The sequence below is a fragment of the Mycoplasma sp. 1578d genome (assembly GCF_024582695.1).
Taxonomy (GTDB): domain Bacteria; phylum Bacillota_I; class Bacilli_A; order Mycoplasmatales; family Metamycoplasmataceae; genus Mycoplasmopsis.
The window spans coordinates 67,309-83,848 of the sequence record NZ_CP102081.1; the positions used below are offsets into that span (position 1 = coordinate 67,309).

General features: G+C 26.5%; 15 protein-coding genes. 14 read left to right on the plus strand and 1 reads right to left on the minus strand.

What is annotated here, in order from left to right; genetic code table 4:
- Positions 1-11 precede the first annotated feature (11 nt).
- From NPA11_RS00330 to NPA11_RS00395, 14 genes are all read left to right on the plus strand, one after another.
- Positions 12-1,691, plus strand: coding sequence for a class I SAM-dependent DNA methyltransferase (locus NPA11_RS00330; RefSeq protein ID WP_257043632.1), 1,680 nt, complete (start codon positions 12-14; stop codon positions 1,689-1,691).
- Positions 1,672-2,199, plus strand: coding sequence for a restriction endonuclease subunit S (locus tag NPA11_RS00335; protein ID WP_257043633.1), 528 nt, complete (start codon positions 1,672-1,674; stop codon positions 2,197-2,199). The genes NPA11_RS00330 and NPA11_RS00335 overlap by 20 nt, the downstream gene beginning before the upstream one ends.
- 89 nt (positions 2,200-2,288) lie before the next feature.
- Positions 2,289-4,253, plus strand: a complete 1,965-nt coding sequence (locus NPA11_RS00340; protein WP_373457099.1) for a DNA topoisomerase subunit B — start codon at positions 2,289-2,291, stop codon at positions 4,251-4,253.
- 235 nt (positions 4,254-4,488) lie between these two features.
- Entirely contained in the window at positions 4,489-5,370 is an 882-nt protein-coding gene (locus tag NPA11_RS00345) for a hypothetical protein (protein WP_257043636.1), read from the plus strand.
- Positions 5,371-5,534: 164 nt separating this feature from the next.
- The gene (locus tag NPA11_RS00350) at positions 5,535-6,254 is read left to right on the plus strand and encodes a S8 family serine peptidase (RefSeq protein WP_257043637.1); all 720 of its coding nucleotides are present in this window, start codon (positions 5,535-5,537) and stop codon (positions 6,252-6,254) included.
- Positions 6,247-6,390, plus strand: a complete 144-nt coding sequence (locus NPA11_RS00355) for a hypothetical protein (RefSeq protein ID WP_257043638.1) — start codon at positions 6,247-6,249, stop codon at positions 6,388-6,390. Before NPA11_RS00350 ends, NPA11_RS00355 begins: the two co-directional genes overlap by 8 nt.
- Before the next feature lie 26 nt (positions 6,391-6,416).
- Entirely contained in the window at positions 6,417-6,986 is a 570-nt protein-coding gene (locus NPA11_RS00360; protein ID WP_257043640.1) for a hypothetical protein, read from the plus strand.
- 149 nt (positions 6,987-7,135) lie between these two features.
- Complete coding sequence (locus NPA11_RS00365) at positions 7,136-7,510, plus strand: hypothetical protein (RefSeq protein ID WP_257043641.1); 375 nt, start codon at positions 7,136-7,138, stop codon at positions 7,508-7,510.
- Positions 7,437-8,030 carry a hypothetical protein gene (locus NPA11_RS00370; protein ID WP_257043642.1) on the plus strand — a complete coding sequence of 198 codons (594 nt, stop codon included), beginning with the start codon at positions 7,437-7,439 and terminating at the stop codon, positions 8,028-8,030. Before NPA11_RS00365 ends, NPA11_RS00370 begins: the two co-directional genes overlap by 74 nt.
- A gap of 465 nt (positions 8,031-8,495) precedes the next feature.
- The gene (locus tag NPA11_RS00375; RefSeq protein WP_257043644.1) at positions 8,496-10,223 is read left to right on the plus strand and encodes a S8 family serine peptidase; all 1,728 of its coding nucleotides are present in this window, start codon (positions 8,496-8,498) and stop codon (positions 10,221-10,223) included.
- Between the two features lie 26 nt (positions 10,224-10,249).
- Positions 10,250-10,375, plus strand: coding sequence for a hypothetical protein (locus NPA11_RS00380; RefSeq protein WP_257043646.1), 126 nt, complete (start codon positions 10,250-10,252; stop codon positions 10,373-10,375).
- A 113-nt stretch (positions 10,376-10,488) separates the two neighbouring features.
- A complete protein-coding gene (locus tag NPA11_RS00385; RefSeq protein WP_257043647.1) occupies positions 10,489-11,838 on the plus strand; it encodes a hypothetical protein in 1,350 nt (449 codons plus the stop codon).
- A 467-nt stretch (positions 11,839-12,305) separates the two neighbouring features.
- The gene (locus NPA11_RS00390; RefSeq protein ID WP_257043648.1) at positions 12,306-14,312 is read left to right on the plus strand and encodes a S8 family serine peptidase; all 2,007 of its coding nucleotides are present in this window, start codon (positions 12,306-12,308) and stop codon (positions 14,310-14,312) included.
- Positions 14,299-15,681, plus strand: a complete 1,383-nt coding sequence (locus NPA11_RS00395; protein ID WP_257043649.1) for a hypothetical protein — start codon at positions 14,299-14,301, stop codon at positions 15,679-15,681. Before NPA11_RS00390 ends, NPA11_RS00395 begins: the two co-directional genes overlap by 14 nt.
- Before the next feature lie 145 nt (positions 15,682-15,826).
- Here the strand turns inward: NPA11_RS00395 and plsY are convergent, their stop codons facing one another.
- Positions 15,827-16,504, minus strand: coding sequence for a glycerol-3-phosphate 1-O-acyltransferase PlsY (gene plsY, locus NPA11_RS00400; protein ID WP_257043650.1), 678 nt, complete (start codon positions 16,502-16,504; stop codon positions 15,827-15,829).
- Positions 16,505-16,540: the final 36 nt, after the last annotated feature.

Here is a 16,540-nt window from a genome sequence, read left to right on the forward strand (position 1 = left end):
CTTTTAATCAATTGGGTTTTAAATCAATTGATAAAAAACCTGATGGATGATATTTACCAAACAACACAAATAATGTTGCTATAGTACTTGAGATAAAATCAGAAAATAGTAATATAAATAAAGAAAGTCATAAAAAACAACTCTTCGCAAATATTGATATTATTTCAACAAAATACAAAAAAACAATAGGCATCTTGTATAACGGCAAAGAAATTCTTGTGTATAAAAATAAAGAACTGATAGGATGTGTAAACACTTTACAAAATAAAAAATATTATTTAAATTTATTCAAAGAAGATCGCATTGACAAAAATAAAATATATTCAATTACACGAAAAATTAATAATCTATTACATTTTCAGTTTGGTATTAAAAATTTATACTATAGAATGATTTTTACTGCTGCAGCATTAGTAGCTGAGAGATTCGGTGGCAGATTAGAAGATATAAAAAATAATGGATTTGGTCCATTTAGAAATAAAATTTATGACACTCTTAATAAATCGCTAGAAAAACACAAAAAACAAAACATCAAAATTGATGTTTTGTTAGAAGTGTATAATCAAATTAAGATAAACATTGTGGAAACTCAAGAGTTTATAGATTTATTTATAGATTGTATTGTTGAAATATCTTCTTCGATTAATTCTGACAATTGAAACGGAGAAGATGTAATGGGAATTTTCTTCAACGAATTCAATAGATACAAAAACAAAAGCGAAAATGGTCAGATTTTCACTCCTGAACACATTACATCGTTTATGTACGATTTAATAGAAGTTAGTTGAAAAGATAAAGTTCTAGATGCAACTTGCGGTAGTGGAGCATTTCTTGTTAAATCTATGTCTAATATGATTCGAGAAGTCGGAGGGATACAAACAAAAGAAGCAGAAGAAATAAAATCTAAGAAATTATTTGGAATAGAATTAGATAGAGAAATTTTTGCTTTAGCTTGTGCCAACATGCTTATACATAAAGACGGGAAAACTAATTTAGAAAATCTAGATACAAGAACAGAAGAAGCTTGTGAGTGGATAAAAAGTAAAAAAATCACTAAAGTCTTAATGAATCCGCCATTTGAGAGAAAATATGGCTGCAAAAAAATCGTACAAAACGTTTTAAATAATGTTCCTTTAGGAACTATGTGTGCTTTTATCTTACCTGATAAGAAGCTAGAAAAAGAAAAAATGTATGGTTTACTCAAAGAACATACACTAGAAATGATAATTAAGCTTCCTGTAAATCTCTTTGATGCAGGTATTACAACTAGTATCTTTGTCTTTAAAACAGGTATAGCTCAAGGTGATAAAAAGATTTTTTCTTTTTATATAAAAGATGATGGATTAGAAAGAGTTAAAAACCAAGGAAGACATGATATAAAAAACAAATGAAATAATATTAAAAAGTATTGATTAAATGTGGCTAGAACAAAAGAAGATACAGAATATAATACTCATCAATGACTTGAACCAAATGAAATGAAACTTTCTTATCAACTTGAAAGACCCGAATTTGAAATATATGAAGACAATTTTAAAAAGACAATTATTGATTACATAACATACGAGCAAGAAGTGGATATAAAAGAATTTAATGATAAGTTATTAAAAGAAGTTTTATATAACTCGGATTTACAAAGTGATAAACTAACTTTAAAATTAGGTTTTGAAAATGAAAAAGATAAATACTAATCAATGAAAAGAATTTTGTGTAGGAGAATTATTTAAAATCCACAGAATAGAAAAAACATGAACAATTGGTGAAGTCATAGAAGTAGAAAAAGGAATTCCATATATAACTAGAAAAAAATTTAATAACGGAATTAAATTTAGAGTTGAAAAAACAAATAATATGAAGCTAAATCCTGAAGGAGTGATATCTTTTGGTGCAGAAAATACAACCTTTTTTTATCAAAAAGAACCTTTCATAACAGGAAATAATATGTTTTTAATTGATACAAGAGAATTAAGTGAAAAAGCGTGTTTATTTTTAATTTCTTGTTTGCAAACTCTTGCAAGGTGATACTCATATAATGATGGACTAAATGCTGAAGCGTTAAGTAAAGAAAAAATAAAATTACCCGTTAATGATAAAAACACTCCAGATTGAGAATATATGGAAAAATATATTTTGAAATTAGAAGGCAAATTAGAAAAAATGGTCAATTTAATTAATTACTTAGAGAATAAAGATTATTAGAAATTTTTACACAATTTAAACTTAAACAGATATATTTTTATGTAAACACAGCTCCTTATTTTGTTCATTTTGGTATAATTTAAATAATTATTATAAGGAGCAAAATGGAAGCAAAAAAACACAATTATGATGCAAGTAATATTAAGTTTTTGGAAGGTTTAGAACACGTTAGAAAACGTCCTGGAATGTATATTGGAACTACATCAAAAACCGGACTTCACCACATGATTTGAGAGATTGTTGATAACTCAGTTGATGAGTGTATGGCCGGATTCGCAACTCGAATTGAAATTACTATTACTAACGATGAGCACATTATTGTTGAAGACAATGGTCGGGGAATTCCAGTTGGTATTCACGAACGTTTTAACATTAGTGCTTTAGAAGTGGTTTTAACTAAATTAAATGCTGGTGGGAAGTTTGAGTCAAATGCATATAAAGTGTCAGGAGGATTGCACGGAGTTGGTGCCAGTGTAGTTAATGCCTTGAGCGATTCAATGAAAGCCTGAGTTAAAAGAGACGGCAAACTTTACTATGCTGAATTTGCTAATGGTGGAAACACTGTTCAACACACTCATGTTATTGATGAGGTTCCACAAGGAATTACTGGAACTAAAATTGAATTTCATCCAGATTATTCAGTCATGGAAAAAGTGCCTTTTGATAAAGAATTAATTATTGACCATGCTAAACAAATTGCTCACTTAAATAAAGGACTTTTTGTCTCGGTTACTGATCATCGAGACAATTCGTATCAAGAATTTCAATATGATAATGGAATTATCGATTATGTTAAAGAACTAAATGAAGGACAAACCCCAATTAATAATGAAATTATTTATGCTTCAGGGGATTTTTTAGTTAATTCAGATAACAATAGCAATCCAGTAAATATTGGAGTTGAAGTTGCTTGTCAATATTTGCACAATTTTTACAGAAGCAATATCATTTCATATACTAACAATATTTCAACCCACGAAGGCGGGACCCATGTTTTAGGGTTTTACGATTCTTTAATTAGAATTGTCAATAATTATGCAATTGAAAAAGGTTATGTTAAAACTGATGCTGAAAAATTTGCTCGTGAAGATTTAATTGAAGGATTAACAGCAATTATTTCAATTAAACACCCTGATCCACAATTTGAAGGACAAACCAAAGGTAAGTTAGGTTCTAAGGACGCTCGTCAAGCTGTTAATAGAATTTTTTCTCAAGTTTTTGAAAGATTACTGATTGAAAACCCTGATTTAGCAAAGAAAATTATTGATAATGCTATTTTAGCTCGTAAAGGAAGATTAGCTTCAAATGCTGCCCGTGATAGTGCACGTAGAAAAAGTGCTTTTGATAATGGAGGCTTACCAGGAAAATTAAGCGATTGTTCAAGTAAAAACGCTGAAATTAGTGAACTTTATATTGTCGAGGGGAACTCAGCTGGGGGTAGTGCTAAAATGGGTCGTGATCGAACTATTCAAGCAATTTTACCACTTAGAGGTAAAGTAATTAATGTTGAAAAAGCTCGTCAAGAAAGAGTTTTTGAAAATGAAGAGATTATGTCGCTCATTACTGCTCTAGGAACTGGGCTCGGTGATACATTTAATATTAATAAACTCAGATACCATAAAATTATTATCATGACTGATGCTGATGTTGATGGATCACACATTCGTACCTTACTTTTAACCTTTTTCTACCGTTATTTCCGTGAATTAATTGAATATGGATTTGTATACATTGCTCAACCCCCTCTTTATAAAGTGCAACAAAATAAAATTGTTGAATATGCTTACAATGATGCTCAAAAAGACCAAATTATGAGCAAATTAAATCCAACACAAAAAATCAACATTCAACGTTATAAAGGACTTGGAGAAATGGATCCAGCTCAACTTTGAGAAACCACTATGAATCCAGAGAATCGAAAAATGCTCCAAGTGCAAATTAAAGATGCACTCAAAGCCGATAAAGCATTCACTACTTTAATGGGTGAATTAGTTGAGCCAAGAAGAAGATTTATCGAAACCAATGCTAAATATGTCAAAAATATTGACTTATAATTTTAAGTAAAAATCAAACCAACTATTGGTTTGATTTTTTGCTATTTTTGATCAAAATATGGAAACTTATTGCGAACTTTTTAAATAGATAATACTTTATAATATAATAAAAATAACATTAAGATCAAGCATTTTATCATCATTTAGTAAAAGCGTTTAAAATTAAGCTATTTAAGGTTCTTAAAATTATCTTTATATGCTTTTTTTATTTAATCGTAAAAATAAAAGGATAAAAATGAAAATAAAATATAAACGACTAATCAATGCATCAGCTATTTTAACTTTAGGAGCCATTGCTTCAGTATCAATAATTTATGCAAATAAAACTAGCATTAAAAAAGAATGGTATGATGGAATTAAAAATGCAAAATTTGAAGTTAGATATGCCTTTTCTCAAAATCAATCGACAAATTCAGGTATTCAAAATGTTAATAATGACTTTGAATTAAAGCTATTGTTAAACCATAAATATGATAATTTAAATGATTTATCAAATTCAGAATATTTAGAAAAACAAAATCTAAATTTTATTAATCTAATTAAAGAAAAGAATATAAAATTTAAAGATTTTATAGTGAGTAAAGAAACACCAATTGTCTGATTTTACTTTAACAATGAAAGTGATAGAGAAAAATTTGTAAAAAAATTGCAAGAAAACGAAAATATTTACAAATTTATCTTATACAAAAATAATTATTCTGACACTGGAAAACAATTGAGTCATTATAACTCATACAATAATAATTTTAGTTATAAAATCAATGATGATTTAACTAAATACGATATTTTGAACAAGGACGATGTTTTTAGAACAGTTAATTTTACTCAGCAAAGAGATCGTGACATAAAATCAACAAATTTAAATTCATATTCAGTAGGTGTTTTAGAACTTGACAATACCTTTTTACCATCAGAAACCAATAATTTTAATTATAATGGAGTTGATATTTTAAACGATAATGCACAAATAGATGATCACTCAATTATGGTTTCTTCTATTGTAAGTGGAGACGAAGGTATTGATACCCAATCAAAACTCTATTTTTCTCAATATAATAATAACAAAGAAGGTATATGACAAGAAAGGTTTGAAGAACTTGTAAAAAATAAAAAATAAAAGGGAAGTTTGACATTTCAGGGGATTTTTAAATTTTAAATAAATTTACGGTATATATCCCTAAAGTTAGATAATAAAAAACTAACTTAAATTAAAACTTTGACGTTTATTCCTTTAAAAGTATTTGTTAAAATTCTTGAAATTGCAGTAGAAATACCAATTAAATGATTGCGTGGAAAGTTATTAATCATAGTTATGGAGCTTCAAACGATATAAAAAATAGATTTTATATAGAAAAAGCCTATATAGTTGACTATATTTCAAGAAAATATGGTGTTGTTAATGTTTTTGCGGCAGGAAATGAGAAAAATAATGGGGTAGATCCCGAAACCCAAATCGAACATGGTTGAATAAATTTAAAAGCACTATCATATAATTCTATTGTTGTTGGTGCCCTTAATGAAAATTATAATAAAGATGTTCGCAATAACAAAATAGCAGGTTATTCAAACTATAAACTTGACGAATCTGTAGAAGATTTAGCCAAACCTTTTATAGTTGCTCCTGGTGCTTATTGATTTAAAGGTTTCAAAGAAATTCAAGATGGAACAAGTTTAGCAGCACCTGTTGTAACAGGTCTTATATCAACATTATTAAGAATTAGACCATATTTAGATAATGATGATTACAGACTTGCTTCAATTAAAAGTATTTTAAGTGCTTCTGCAGTTTCAACCAATGACACTGAGCAAACAAAAAAATCAAATGGTTTTAGTAATAAATATGGTGCAGGTATTCCTGACTTTGAAAAAATGAAAGAGGCGACTAATAATTTAAAAAATTTTAGTGTCAATTTTAACGATAAACGTGATATAGTTGGTGAGTCAAAAGTTTTTATGTTTATTCAGGAAAACAATAAAAGCTTCGCTTTCTTGATTGTTTAATGCTGGATTACTTGATAAAAAGGATGAACCAACTTATAATGCTAATGTAAATTGATGATGATTTTTAGGGCCTATTGGTGGTATGGTTGCTAATATAGTTGAAGCTGATAGATTAAAAGAGAAGTTAAGAGTTTAACCAAAACACATCGTGATATTGATTGATTGAAACAAGAAGAAGTTTTAAAAAGACAAAACTCTAAATTTTCTGATTATGATTTATTGCTACAAAAATATGAAGATGGCGAAGGTTGAGAAACTGTAGAAAGCTCTATCTCAGGAGAATCTAATGATGAATTATTAGAATATAAAGTTACTGAAAGTGGTTCATATAGACTTATTGTAAAAAATACAAATCTGCTTTATTTAATAATTCAGCACCTGATAAAGGAGCATTTACGTATGTCATTAACTAACAAATTATTAAAAATTGTTTTAATTGGTGTACCGGCATTATCAATGATTACTACATCTTGTTCAATTAGTATCTTTCCAAAGAAAAATAAAGATTATTTAGAAAGTTTACACCTTAAAACCCCTTATTTTATTAATTTAATCAGAATGAAACAGCAAGATCAGGGAATCGAAATTAATAATAGTATTATTTTTGATCAATTTGTTGAAAGTTTGTACGAAAAAGCTTTCTCTAGAAACCAAGAAGAAAAAGAAGAGAAAAACACGAAAACTTTAAGAAATACTTTCGATACGAATTTTTCGAAAATAAAGAATTATTAATAAAATCAGGTGAAGATTTTTCAAATAATATTATTAACAAGATCAACTCATTATATCGAGAACTTAAACTTGATAAAACTCTTTCTGATGCACAAATTAAAAAAATCTTTGAAGCTGATTTTTTAAAGAGTCAAAGTCTTGAGAATGTTTTGAAAAACAACAATATTCTAATTTTACAATCATTTGACGATCGCTCTTCTATTGGTTTGGAATACGCTCTCAAAGAAGAAAGGAAAAATCATATAAATATTTTATCAATCAGCCCATTAGAAATTAAGCAAAAAGCTAGTTATTCTATAACTACTGACATTAAACCTTATAGAAGCGTTTTTAATGTTATTTTACTCCCTAAAGATAAAGAATTTAAAATTAAAATGACAACTGAATCAGAAAACAATCAATTATTAAGTGATTTATACCGTGAATATAATTTAAAAGCAGAGCAGTTTTATGACTGATACCATAGGTGGATATGTTTTGGGTGCGATAAGCAAGATACAAAACAAACAAGGAATTATATATAAACAAAATTTACTTTTAAATAATTTAACCGATGAATCTATAAAAGACTTGCCTTTAGATTCTGGATTAAAGATTATAAAAGACCCCAATCATTTTAATGAATTTATTATTGAGCCAATTCAAAAAGTCGCTCAAAAACTAAACAGCACTTTAACTAATGAAGCAATCATCAATGATTTTGAGACAAATTATTTAAGTGGTAAAAAATTAGATAATGTACTCAAGAATTCTGATATTATAGTACAAAGAACAATCCAAAAAGGGAATATTTTATCATTAAATAATCCAGATCGATTAGTTAAATTGCCAAGCTCTAGCTCATTAAAAATAAATTTAACTTTTATAAATAATAGAGAGTTAGAATTTAATTTTATAGATAAATTAGAGATAAAAAATCGCAACCGTGATAAAACACCCAAAATTTATTATCAGGTTCTTATAGTTCCAAAGGGTAATCAAGTAGAAATTAAAGATAAATTAAACTTTAAAGAAACAAATGATTTTTTATTACTAAACAAATAACTAATTTAATAAAATTAAAATCAAAAACTCAAAACTAAACATGCTTCCAAGATTTGGAAGCATTTTTTTCTAAATGAAAGTACTAATTCAGCCCTCAAATTTGAATCAATTCATTAAAAATTTCTATGAAAAACAAATTAACTATTAAAAGTTAAAAATTATATGAAGATTTTATTTTAATGATTCGAAACTTATAACTGATAACAATTGAAAAATCGTTTATTCACATTTAATTGATATAAATAGTTTTCAAAATTTCTGACAATTCTTTTTAAATATTTTTAACTAAAATATGGGAATTTATTGCAAAAATCTTGAATAGTTAAAATTTTATATATAATAAAAATAGCTTTAAGATTAACTTTTACTATTAAATAGTAAAAGCGTATAAATTAGTTCTTTTTACTATTTTAAAATTATCTTTATATCTGTTCTTTTAATAAATGAAAAACTCAAAGGATAAATATGAAAAGAAAATATAAAAGACTAATCAATCTATCAGCTATTTTTACTTTAGGAGCTATTGCTTCAGTATCAATAATTTATGCAAATAAAACTAACATTAAAAAAGAATGATATGACGGACTTGAAAATGCAAAATTTGAAGTTAGAGATCCGTTTTTTCAACAGCAATCGACAAATTCAAGTGTTCAAAAGATTAATAATGACTTTGAACTAAAGTTATTACTAAACCATAAATATGATAATTTAAATGATTTATCAAATTCAGAATATTTAGAAAAACAAAATCTAAATTTTATTAATCTAATTAAAGAAAAGAATATAAAATTTAAAGATTTTATAGTGAGTAAAGAAACACCAATTGTCTGATTTTACTTTAACAATGAAAGTGATAGAGAAAAATTTGTAAAAAAATTGCAAGAAAACGAAAATATTTACAAATTTATCTTATACAAAAATAATTATTCTGACACTGGAAAACAATTGAGTCATTATAACTCATACAATAATAATTTTAGTTATAAAATCAATGATGATTTAACTAAATACGATATTTTGAACAAGGACGATGTTTTTAGAACAGTTAATTTTACTCAGCAAAGAGATCGTGACATAAAATCAACAAATTTAAATTCATATTCAGTAGGTGTTTTAGAACTTTACAATACCTTTTTACCATCAGAAACCAATAATTTTGATTATAATGGAGTTGATATTTTAAACGATAATGCACAAATAGATGATCACTCAATTATGGTTTCTTCTATTGTAAGTGGAGACGAAGGTATTGATACCCAATCAAAACTCTATTTTTCTCAATATAATAATAACAAAGAAGGTATATGACAAGAAAGGTTTGAAGAACTTGTAAAAAATAAAAAAATAAAAGTTATTAATCATAGTTATGGAGCTTCAAACGATATAAAAAATAGATTTTATATAGAAAAAGCCTATATAGTTGACTATATTTCAAGAAAATATGGTGTTGTTAATGTTTTTGCGGCAGGAAATGAGAAAAATAATGGGGTAGATCCCGAAACCCAAATCGAACATGGTTGAATAAATTTAAAAGCACTATCATATAATTCTATTGTTGTTGGTGCCCTTAATGAAAATTATAATAAAGATGTTCGCAATAACAAAATAGCAGGTTATTCAAACTATAAACTTGACGAATCTGTAGAAGATTTAGCCAAACCTTTTATAGTTGCTCCTGGTGCTTATTGATTTAAAGGTTTCAAAGAAATTCAAGATGGAACAAGTTTAGCAGCACCTGTTGTAACAGGTCTTATATCAACATTATTAAGAATTAGACCATATTTAGATAATGATGATTACAGACTTGCTTCAATTAAAAGTATTTTAAGTGCTTCTGCAGTTTCAACCAATGACACTGAGCAAACAAAAAAATCAAATGGTTTTAGTAATAAATATGGTGCAGGTATTCCTGACTTTGAAAAAATGAAAGAGGCGACTGATAATTTAAAAAATTTTAGTGTCAATTTTAACGATAAACGTGATATAGTTGGTGAGTCAAAAAGTTTTTATGTTTATTCAGGGAAAACAATAAAAGCTTCGCTTTCTTGATTGTTTAATGCTGGATTACTTGATAAAAAGGATGAACCAACTTATAATGCTAATGTAAATTGATGATGATTTTTAGGGCCTATTGGTGGTATGGTTGCTAATATAGTTGAAGCTGATAGATTAAAAGAGAAGTTAAGAGTTTAACCAAAACACATCGTGATATTGATTGATTGAAACAAGAAGAAGTTTTAAAAAGACAAAATTCTAGATTTTCTGATTATGATTTATTGTTACAAAAATATGAAGATGGTGGAGGTTGAAAAACTGTCAAAAGTTCTAGTTCAGTAAAAGTCTAATGATGAATTATTAGAATATAAAGTTACTGAAAGCGATTCATATAGACTTATTGTAAAAAAATACAAATCTGCTTTATTTAATAATTCAGCACCTGATAGAGGAGCGTTTACATATGTCATTAATGAGTAAATTATTAAAAACCGTTTTAATTGGGGTACCAGTATTCTCAATGATTACTACATCTTGTGCATTTAGTTTTTCGTCAAATAAAGATTATTTAGAAAGCGTATACCTTAAAACACCTTATTTTATTAATTTGATCAGAATGAAACAACAAGATCAAGGAATCAAAACTAATAATAGCATTATCTTTGATCAATTTGTTGAAAGTTTGCATGATAAATATTCTAATTTAGATACACCAGAGAACAGAAGGAAATATCGTAATTACAACTTTTTAAAAGATAATAAACTATTAATAAGTTCAAAACAAGATTTTTCAAATCATATTATTAACAAGATCAATTCTTTATATCAAGAGCTTAAACTTGACAAAACTCTTTCCGATACACAAATTACAAAAATATTTGAAGCTGATTTTTTAAATAGCCAAAGTATTGAGAACGTTTTAAAAAACAATAATATTTTAATTTTGCAATCAGGAGATGATCGCTCTCCTATTGGTTTGAAATATGCTCTCAAAGAAGAAAGAAGAAATCAGATAAATATTTTATTAATCGATCCATTTGAAATTAAGCAAAAAGGTGATTATGAGAAAAATGCTGTCATTAAACCTTATAGAAGCGTTTTTAATGTTATTTTATTCCCTAAAGATAAAGAATTCAGACTTAAAAGGACAACTGAATCAGAAAACAATCAATTATTAAGTGATTTATACCGTGAATATAATTTAAAAGCAGAGCAGTTTTATGACTGATACCATGGTGGATATGTTTTGGGTGCGATAAGCAAGATACAAAACAAACAAGGAATTATATATAAACAAAATTTACTTTTAAATAATTTAAACGATGAATCTATAAAAGACTTGTCTTTAGATTCTGGATTAAAGATTATAAAAGACCCCAATCATTTTAATGAATTTATTATTGAGCCAATTCAAAAAGTTGCTCAAAAATTAAACAGCACTTTAACTAATGAAGCAATCATCAATGATTTTGAGATAAATTATTTAAGTGGTAAAAAATTAAATGATGTACTTAAAAATTCTGATTTTATAGTACAAAGAACAATCCAAAAAGGGAATATTTTATCATTAAATAATCCAGATCGATTAGTTAAATTGCCAAGCTCTAGCTCATTAAAAATAAATTTAACTTTTATAAATAATAGAGAGTTAGAATTTAATTTTATAGATAAATTAGAGATAAAAAATCGCAACCGTGATAAAACACCCAAAATTTATTATCAGGTTCTTATAGTTCCAAAGGGTACTCAAGTAGAAATTAAAGATAAATTAAACTTTAAAGAAACAAATGATTTTTTATTACTAAACAAATAACTAATTTAATAAAATTAAAATCAAAAACTCAAAACTAAACATGCTTCCAAGATTTGGAAGCATTTTTTTTCTAAATGAAAGTACTAATTCAGCCCTCAAATTTGAATCAATTCATTAAAAATTTCTATGAAAAACAAATTAACTATTAAAAGTTAAAAATTATATGAAGATTTTATTTTAATGATTCGAAACTTATAACTGATAACAATTGAAAAATCGTTTATTCACATTTAATTGATATAAATAGTTTTCAAAATTTCTGACAATTCTTTTTTAAATATTTTTAACTAAAATATGGGAATTTATTGCAAAAATCTTGAATAGTTAAAATTTTATATATAATAAAAATAGCTTTAAGATTAACTTTTACTATTAAATAGTAAAAGCGTATAAATTAGTTCTTTTTACTATTTTAAAATTATCTTTATATCTGTTCTTTTAATAAATGAAAAACTCAAAGGATAAATATGAAAAGAAAATATAAAAGACTAATCAATCTATCAGCTATTTTTACTTTAGGAGCTATTGCTTCAGTATCAATAATTTATGCAAATAAAACTAGCATTAAAAAAGAATGATATGACGGACTTGAAAATGCAAAATTTGAAGTTAGAGATCCGTTTTTTCAACAGCAATCGACAAATTCAAGTGTTCAAAAGATTAATAATGACTTTGAACTAAAGTTATTACTAAACCATAAATATGATAGTTTAGATGAGTTATCAAATTCAGAATATTTGGAAAAACAAAACTTAAATTTTGTTAATGTAATTAAAACACAGAAAATAAAATTTAAAGATTTTATAGTAAGTAAAGAAACACCAATTGTCTGATTTTACTTTGACAATGAAAGTGATAGAGAAAAATTTGTAAAAAAATTGCAAGAAAATGAAAATATTTACAAATTTATTTTATACAAAAATAATTTTTCGCATGAGATAAAACAATCCAGTTATTCAAATTCATATCATGATAATTTTTCTTATAATTCTGATAGAGATTTAACTAAATATGACATCTTAAATAAAAATGATGTTTTTAGAACAGTTAATTTTACTGAACAAAGAGATCGTGATTTAAAATTAACAATTGGAAATTCACATTCAGTAGGTGTTTTAGAATTTGATGGTGGCTTTATACCATCTATAACTACTAACAATTTTGATAATAATGATATTAAAATTTTAGACAGAAATTCAGCAACAGATGATCATTCCATTATAGTTTCTTCTGTTGCAAGTGGTGATGAAGGTATTGATACTCAGTCAAAACTTTATTTTTCTCAATGAGAAAAAGATGGTGTATGACAGCAAAGATTCGAAGAGCTTGTGAGAGATAATCATGTAAAAATTATTAATCATAGTTATGGATACGGACTAGAATATGATTGAGAACACAGATTTTACGATGAAAAAAGTTATATAGTTGACTATCTTTCAAGAAAATATGGTGTTGTTAATGTTTTTGCCTCAGGAAATGAAAACGGTGAATATTATAATGGCAAAGAACGTGGTTGAATAAATAGTTGAGCATTATCATATAATTCTATTGTTGTTGGCGCTCTTAATAAGATATATAGAAATGATGTGCGTGATAACAAAATAGCTGACTATTCAAATTATAAACTTGATAAAGATAAATCTGTAGTTGGTTTAGCTAAGCCTTTTGTAGTTGCTCCTGGGGCTTATTGATTCAAAGGTTTTAGCAAAATTAAAGAAGGTACAAGTTTAGCAGCTCCCGTTATTACTGGTCTTATATCAACATTATTAAGAATTAGACCATATTTAGATAATGACGATTACAGACTTGCTTCAATTAAAAGTATTTTAAGTGCTTCTGCAGTTTCAACCAATGACACTGAGCAAACAAAAAAATCAAATGGTTTTAGTGATAAATATGGTTCAGGTATTCCTGACTTTGAAAAAATGAAAGAGGCGACTGATAATTTAAAACATTTTAGTGTGTATTTTAATGACAAACGTGATATAGTTGGTGAGTCAAAAAGTTTTTATGTTTATTCAGGAAAAACAATAAAAGCTTCACTTTCTTGATTATTTAATGCTGGATTACTTGATAAAAAGGATGAACCAACTTATAATGCTAATGTAAATTGATGATGATTTTTAGGGCCTATTGGTGGTATGGTTGCTAATATAGTTGAAGCTGATAGATTAAAAAGAGAAGTTAAGAGTTTAACCAAAACACATCGTGATATTGATTGATTGAAACAAGAAGAAGTTTTAAAAAGACAAAACTCTAAATTTTCTGATTATGATTTATTGCTACAAAAATATGAAGATGGCGAAGGTTGAGAAACTGTAGAAAGCTCTATCTCAGGAGAATCTAATGATGAATTATTAGAATATAAAGTTACTGAAAGTGGTTCATATAGACTTATTGTAAAAAAATACAAATCTGCTTTATTTAATAATTCAGCACCTGATAAAGGAGCATTTACGTATGTCATTAACTAACAAATTATTAAAAATTGTTTTAATTGGTGTACCGGCATTATCAATGATTACTACATCTTGTTCAATTAGTATCTTTCCAAAGAAAAATAAAGATTACTTAGAAAGCTCACCCCTTAAAACCCCTTATTTTATTAATTTAATCAGAATGAAACAACAAGATCAGGGAATCAAAATCAATAACAGCATTATTTTTGACCAATTTATTTCAAGTATGAATGAAAAAGCTTCCGATCCAACAGAAAATGACGAGATTAGAAAAAAATATCATTGGTACATTTTTCTAAAAAATCAAAACCTGTTAATACGTTCAAGTGAAGATTTTTCAAATCATATTATTAAGCAAATTCATTCGTTATATCAAGATCTTAAATTTACTCAAATTCTATCTGATAATCAGATTACAAAAATCTTTGAAGATGATTTTTTAAATGGTCAACGCCTTGAGGATGTTTTAAAAAACAATAATATTTTAATGCTTGAAACAATTGATGATCGCTCCCCTATCGGTTTACATTACTTTCTTAAAGAAGAAAAAGAGAATCATACAAATATTTTATCAATCAGGCCATGATTAAATAAATACAATGAAAAATATTATGTTGATTTAGATTATAGACCCCCAAAGCATATTTTTAATGTTATTTTACTCCCTAAAGATAAAAAATTTAAAATTAAAATGACAACCAAATCAGAAAACGATCAATTATTAAGTGATTTATACCGTGAATATAATTTAAAAGCAGAGCAGTTTTATGACTGATACTATGGTTGAAATGTTTTGAGTATAATAAATAAGATTCAAAAGAAACAAGGAATTATATATAAACAAAATTTAATTTTAAATAATTTAACTGAAGAATCTGTAAAAGACTCGTCTTTAGATTCTGAATTAAAGATTATAAAAGACCCCAATCATTTTAATGAGTTTATTACTTTACCAATGCAAAAAGTAGCTCAAAAAGTAGGAGCGACTTTAACCAATGAAACAATAATTAGTGATTTTGAGACAAATTATTTAAATGGACAAAAATTAGATAATGTACTCAAGCATTCTGACATTATAATAAAGCGAAATATTCAAGAATTCAACATATCCCCATTAATTTTTCAACCAGACAAATTGATAAAACTATCAAATTATGGTTCGTCAAAAATAAATTTAGGTTTTATTAATGAAAGAGAAATTAATTTTAATTTACCACTTGATGAGTACGAAAGAGCATGCTGTTCTTTAGATAAAAAACCCAAAATTTATTATCAGGTTCTTCTAGTTCCAAAGGGTACTCAAGTAGAAATTAAAGATAAATTAAACTTTAAGGAAACAAACGACTTTTTATTACTAAACAAGAAATTATATCTAAATAAATAGTCAAATAAATACGTAATAAAACAAAGAACCCTAAGTTAGATTTAAATAATCTAACTTAGGGTTCTTTACACAAAATAAGTAAAGTCATTTTAAAATTAAATAAACATTAATTTGGATGAAATTTTCAAGAGTAGAACTAATTTGATTATTTAATTTTAGATTCAGTTCCTTTAAGCAATCTTTTAATATTAGTGTGGTGCATTATAATCAATAATATAAGTGGGATTGTTTCAATAATTGAGTTTATTCATCAATAAGGATTACTTTGTCCTCTTGTAAAAGCTAATGCTCCATTACTAATTCAAGGAATATAGAGCAATGCAATCATGATAATTGCTGTGCTAATGCTTGCCAGTGAAACCATTTTTTTTCAATATAATAGCGAAAAGAAAATTAATGCAGCAATAAAAAAGAGGGTGATATTGATTGAAATAAGCAACCCAACCGATGAAGCAACTGCTTTACCGCCCTTAAATTGAAAAAAGACCGGAAAAACGTGGCCAAAAATATTACCTACTCCAGCTAGGACCGGAAAGAAAACAATGGTTGGATAAGTATTGGACCAAGCAAATGAAATAAAGTAAGCAAAATAAATCGCAAAAATTGTTTTAAAAATATCAATGATTAAAACAATTAAAGCAAATTTTTTACCATAGGCTCGGAGCGAGTTGGTTGCTCCTGCATTTTTTGAATAATGATTACGTACGTCATCTTTTTTATATCGTTTGCTTAATATAATTGAACTATTGAGCGAACCCCACAAATAGCCAATTAAAAAGGTTGATAAATTAGCAATAATTGAATAAAAAATAATAGTACCCATATTTATTTAAAATTATAACAGAATAAAAAATGCTCA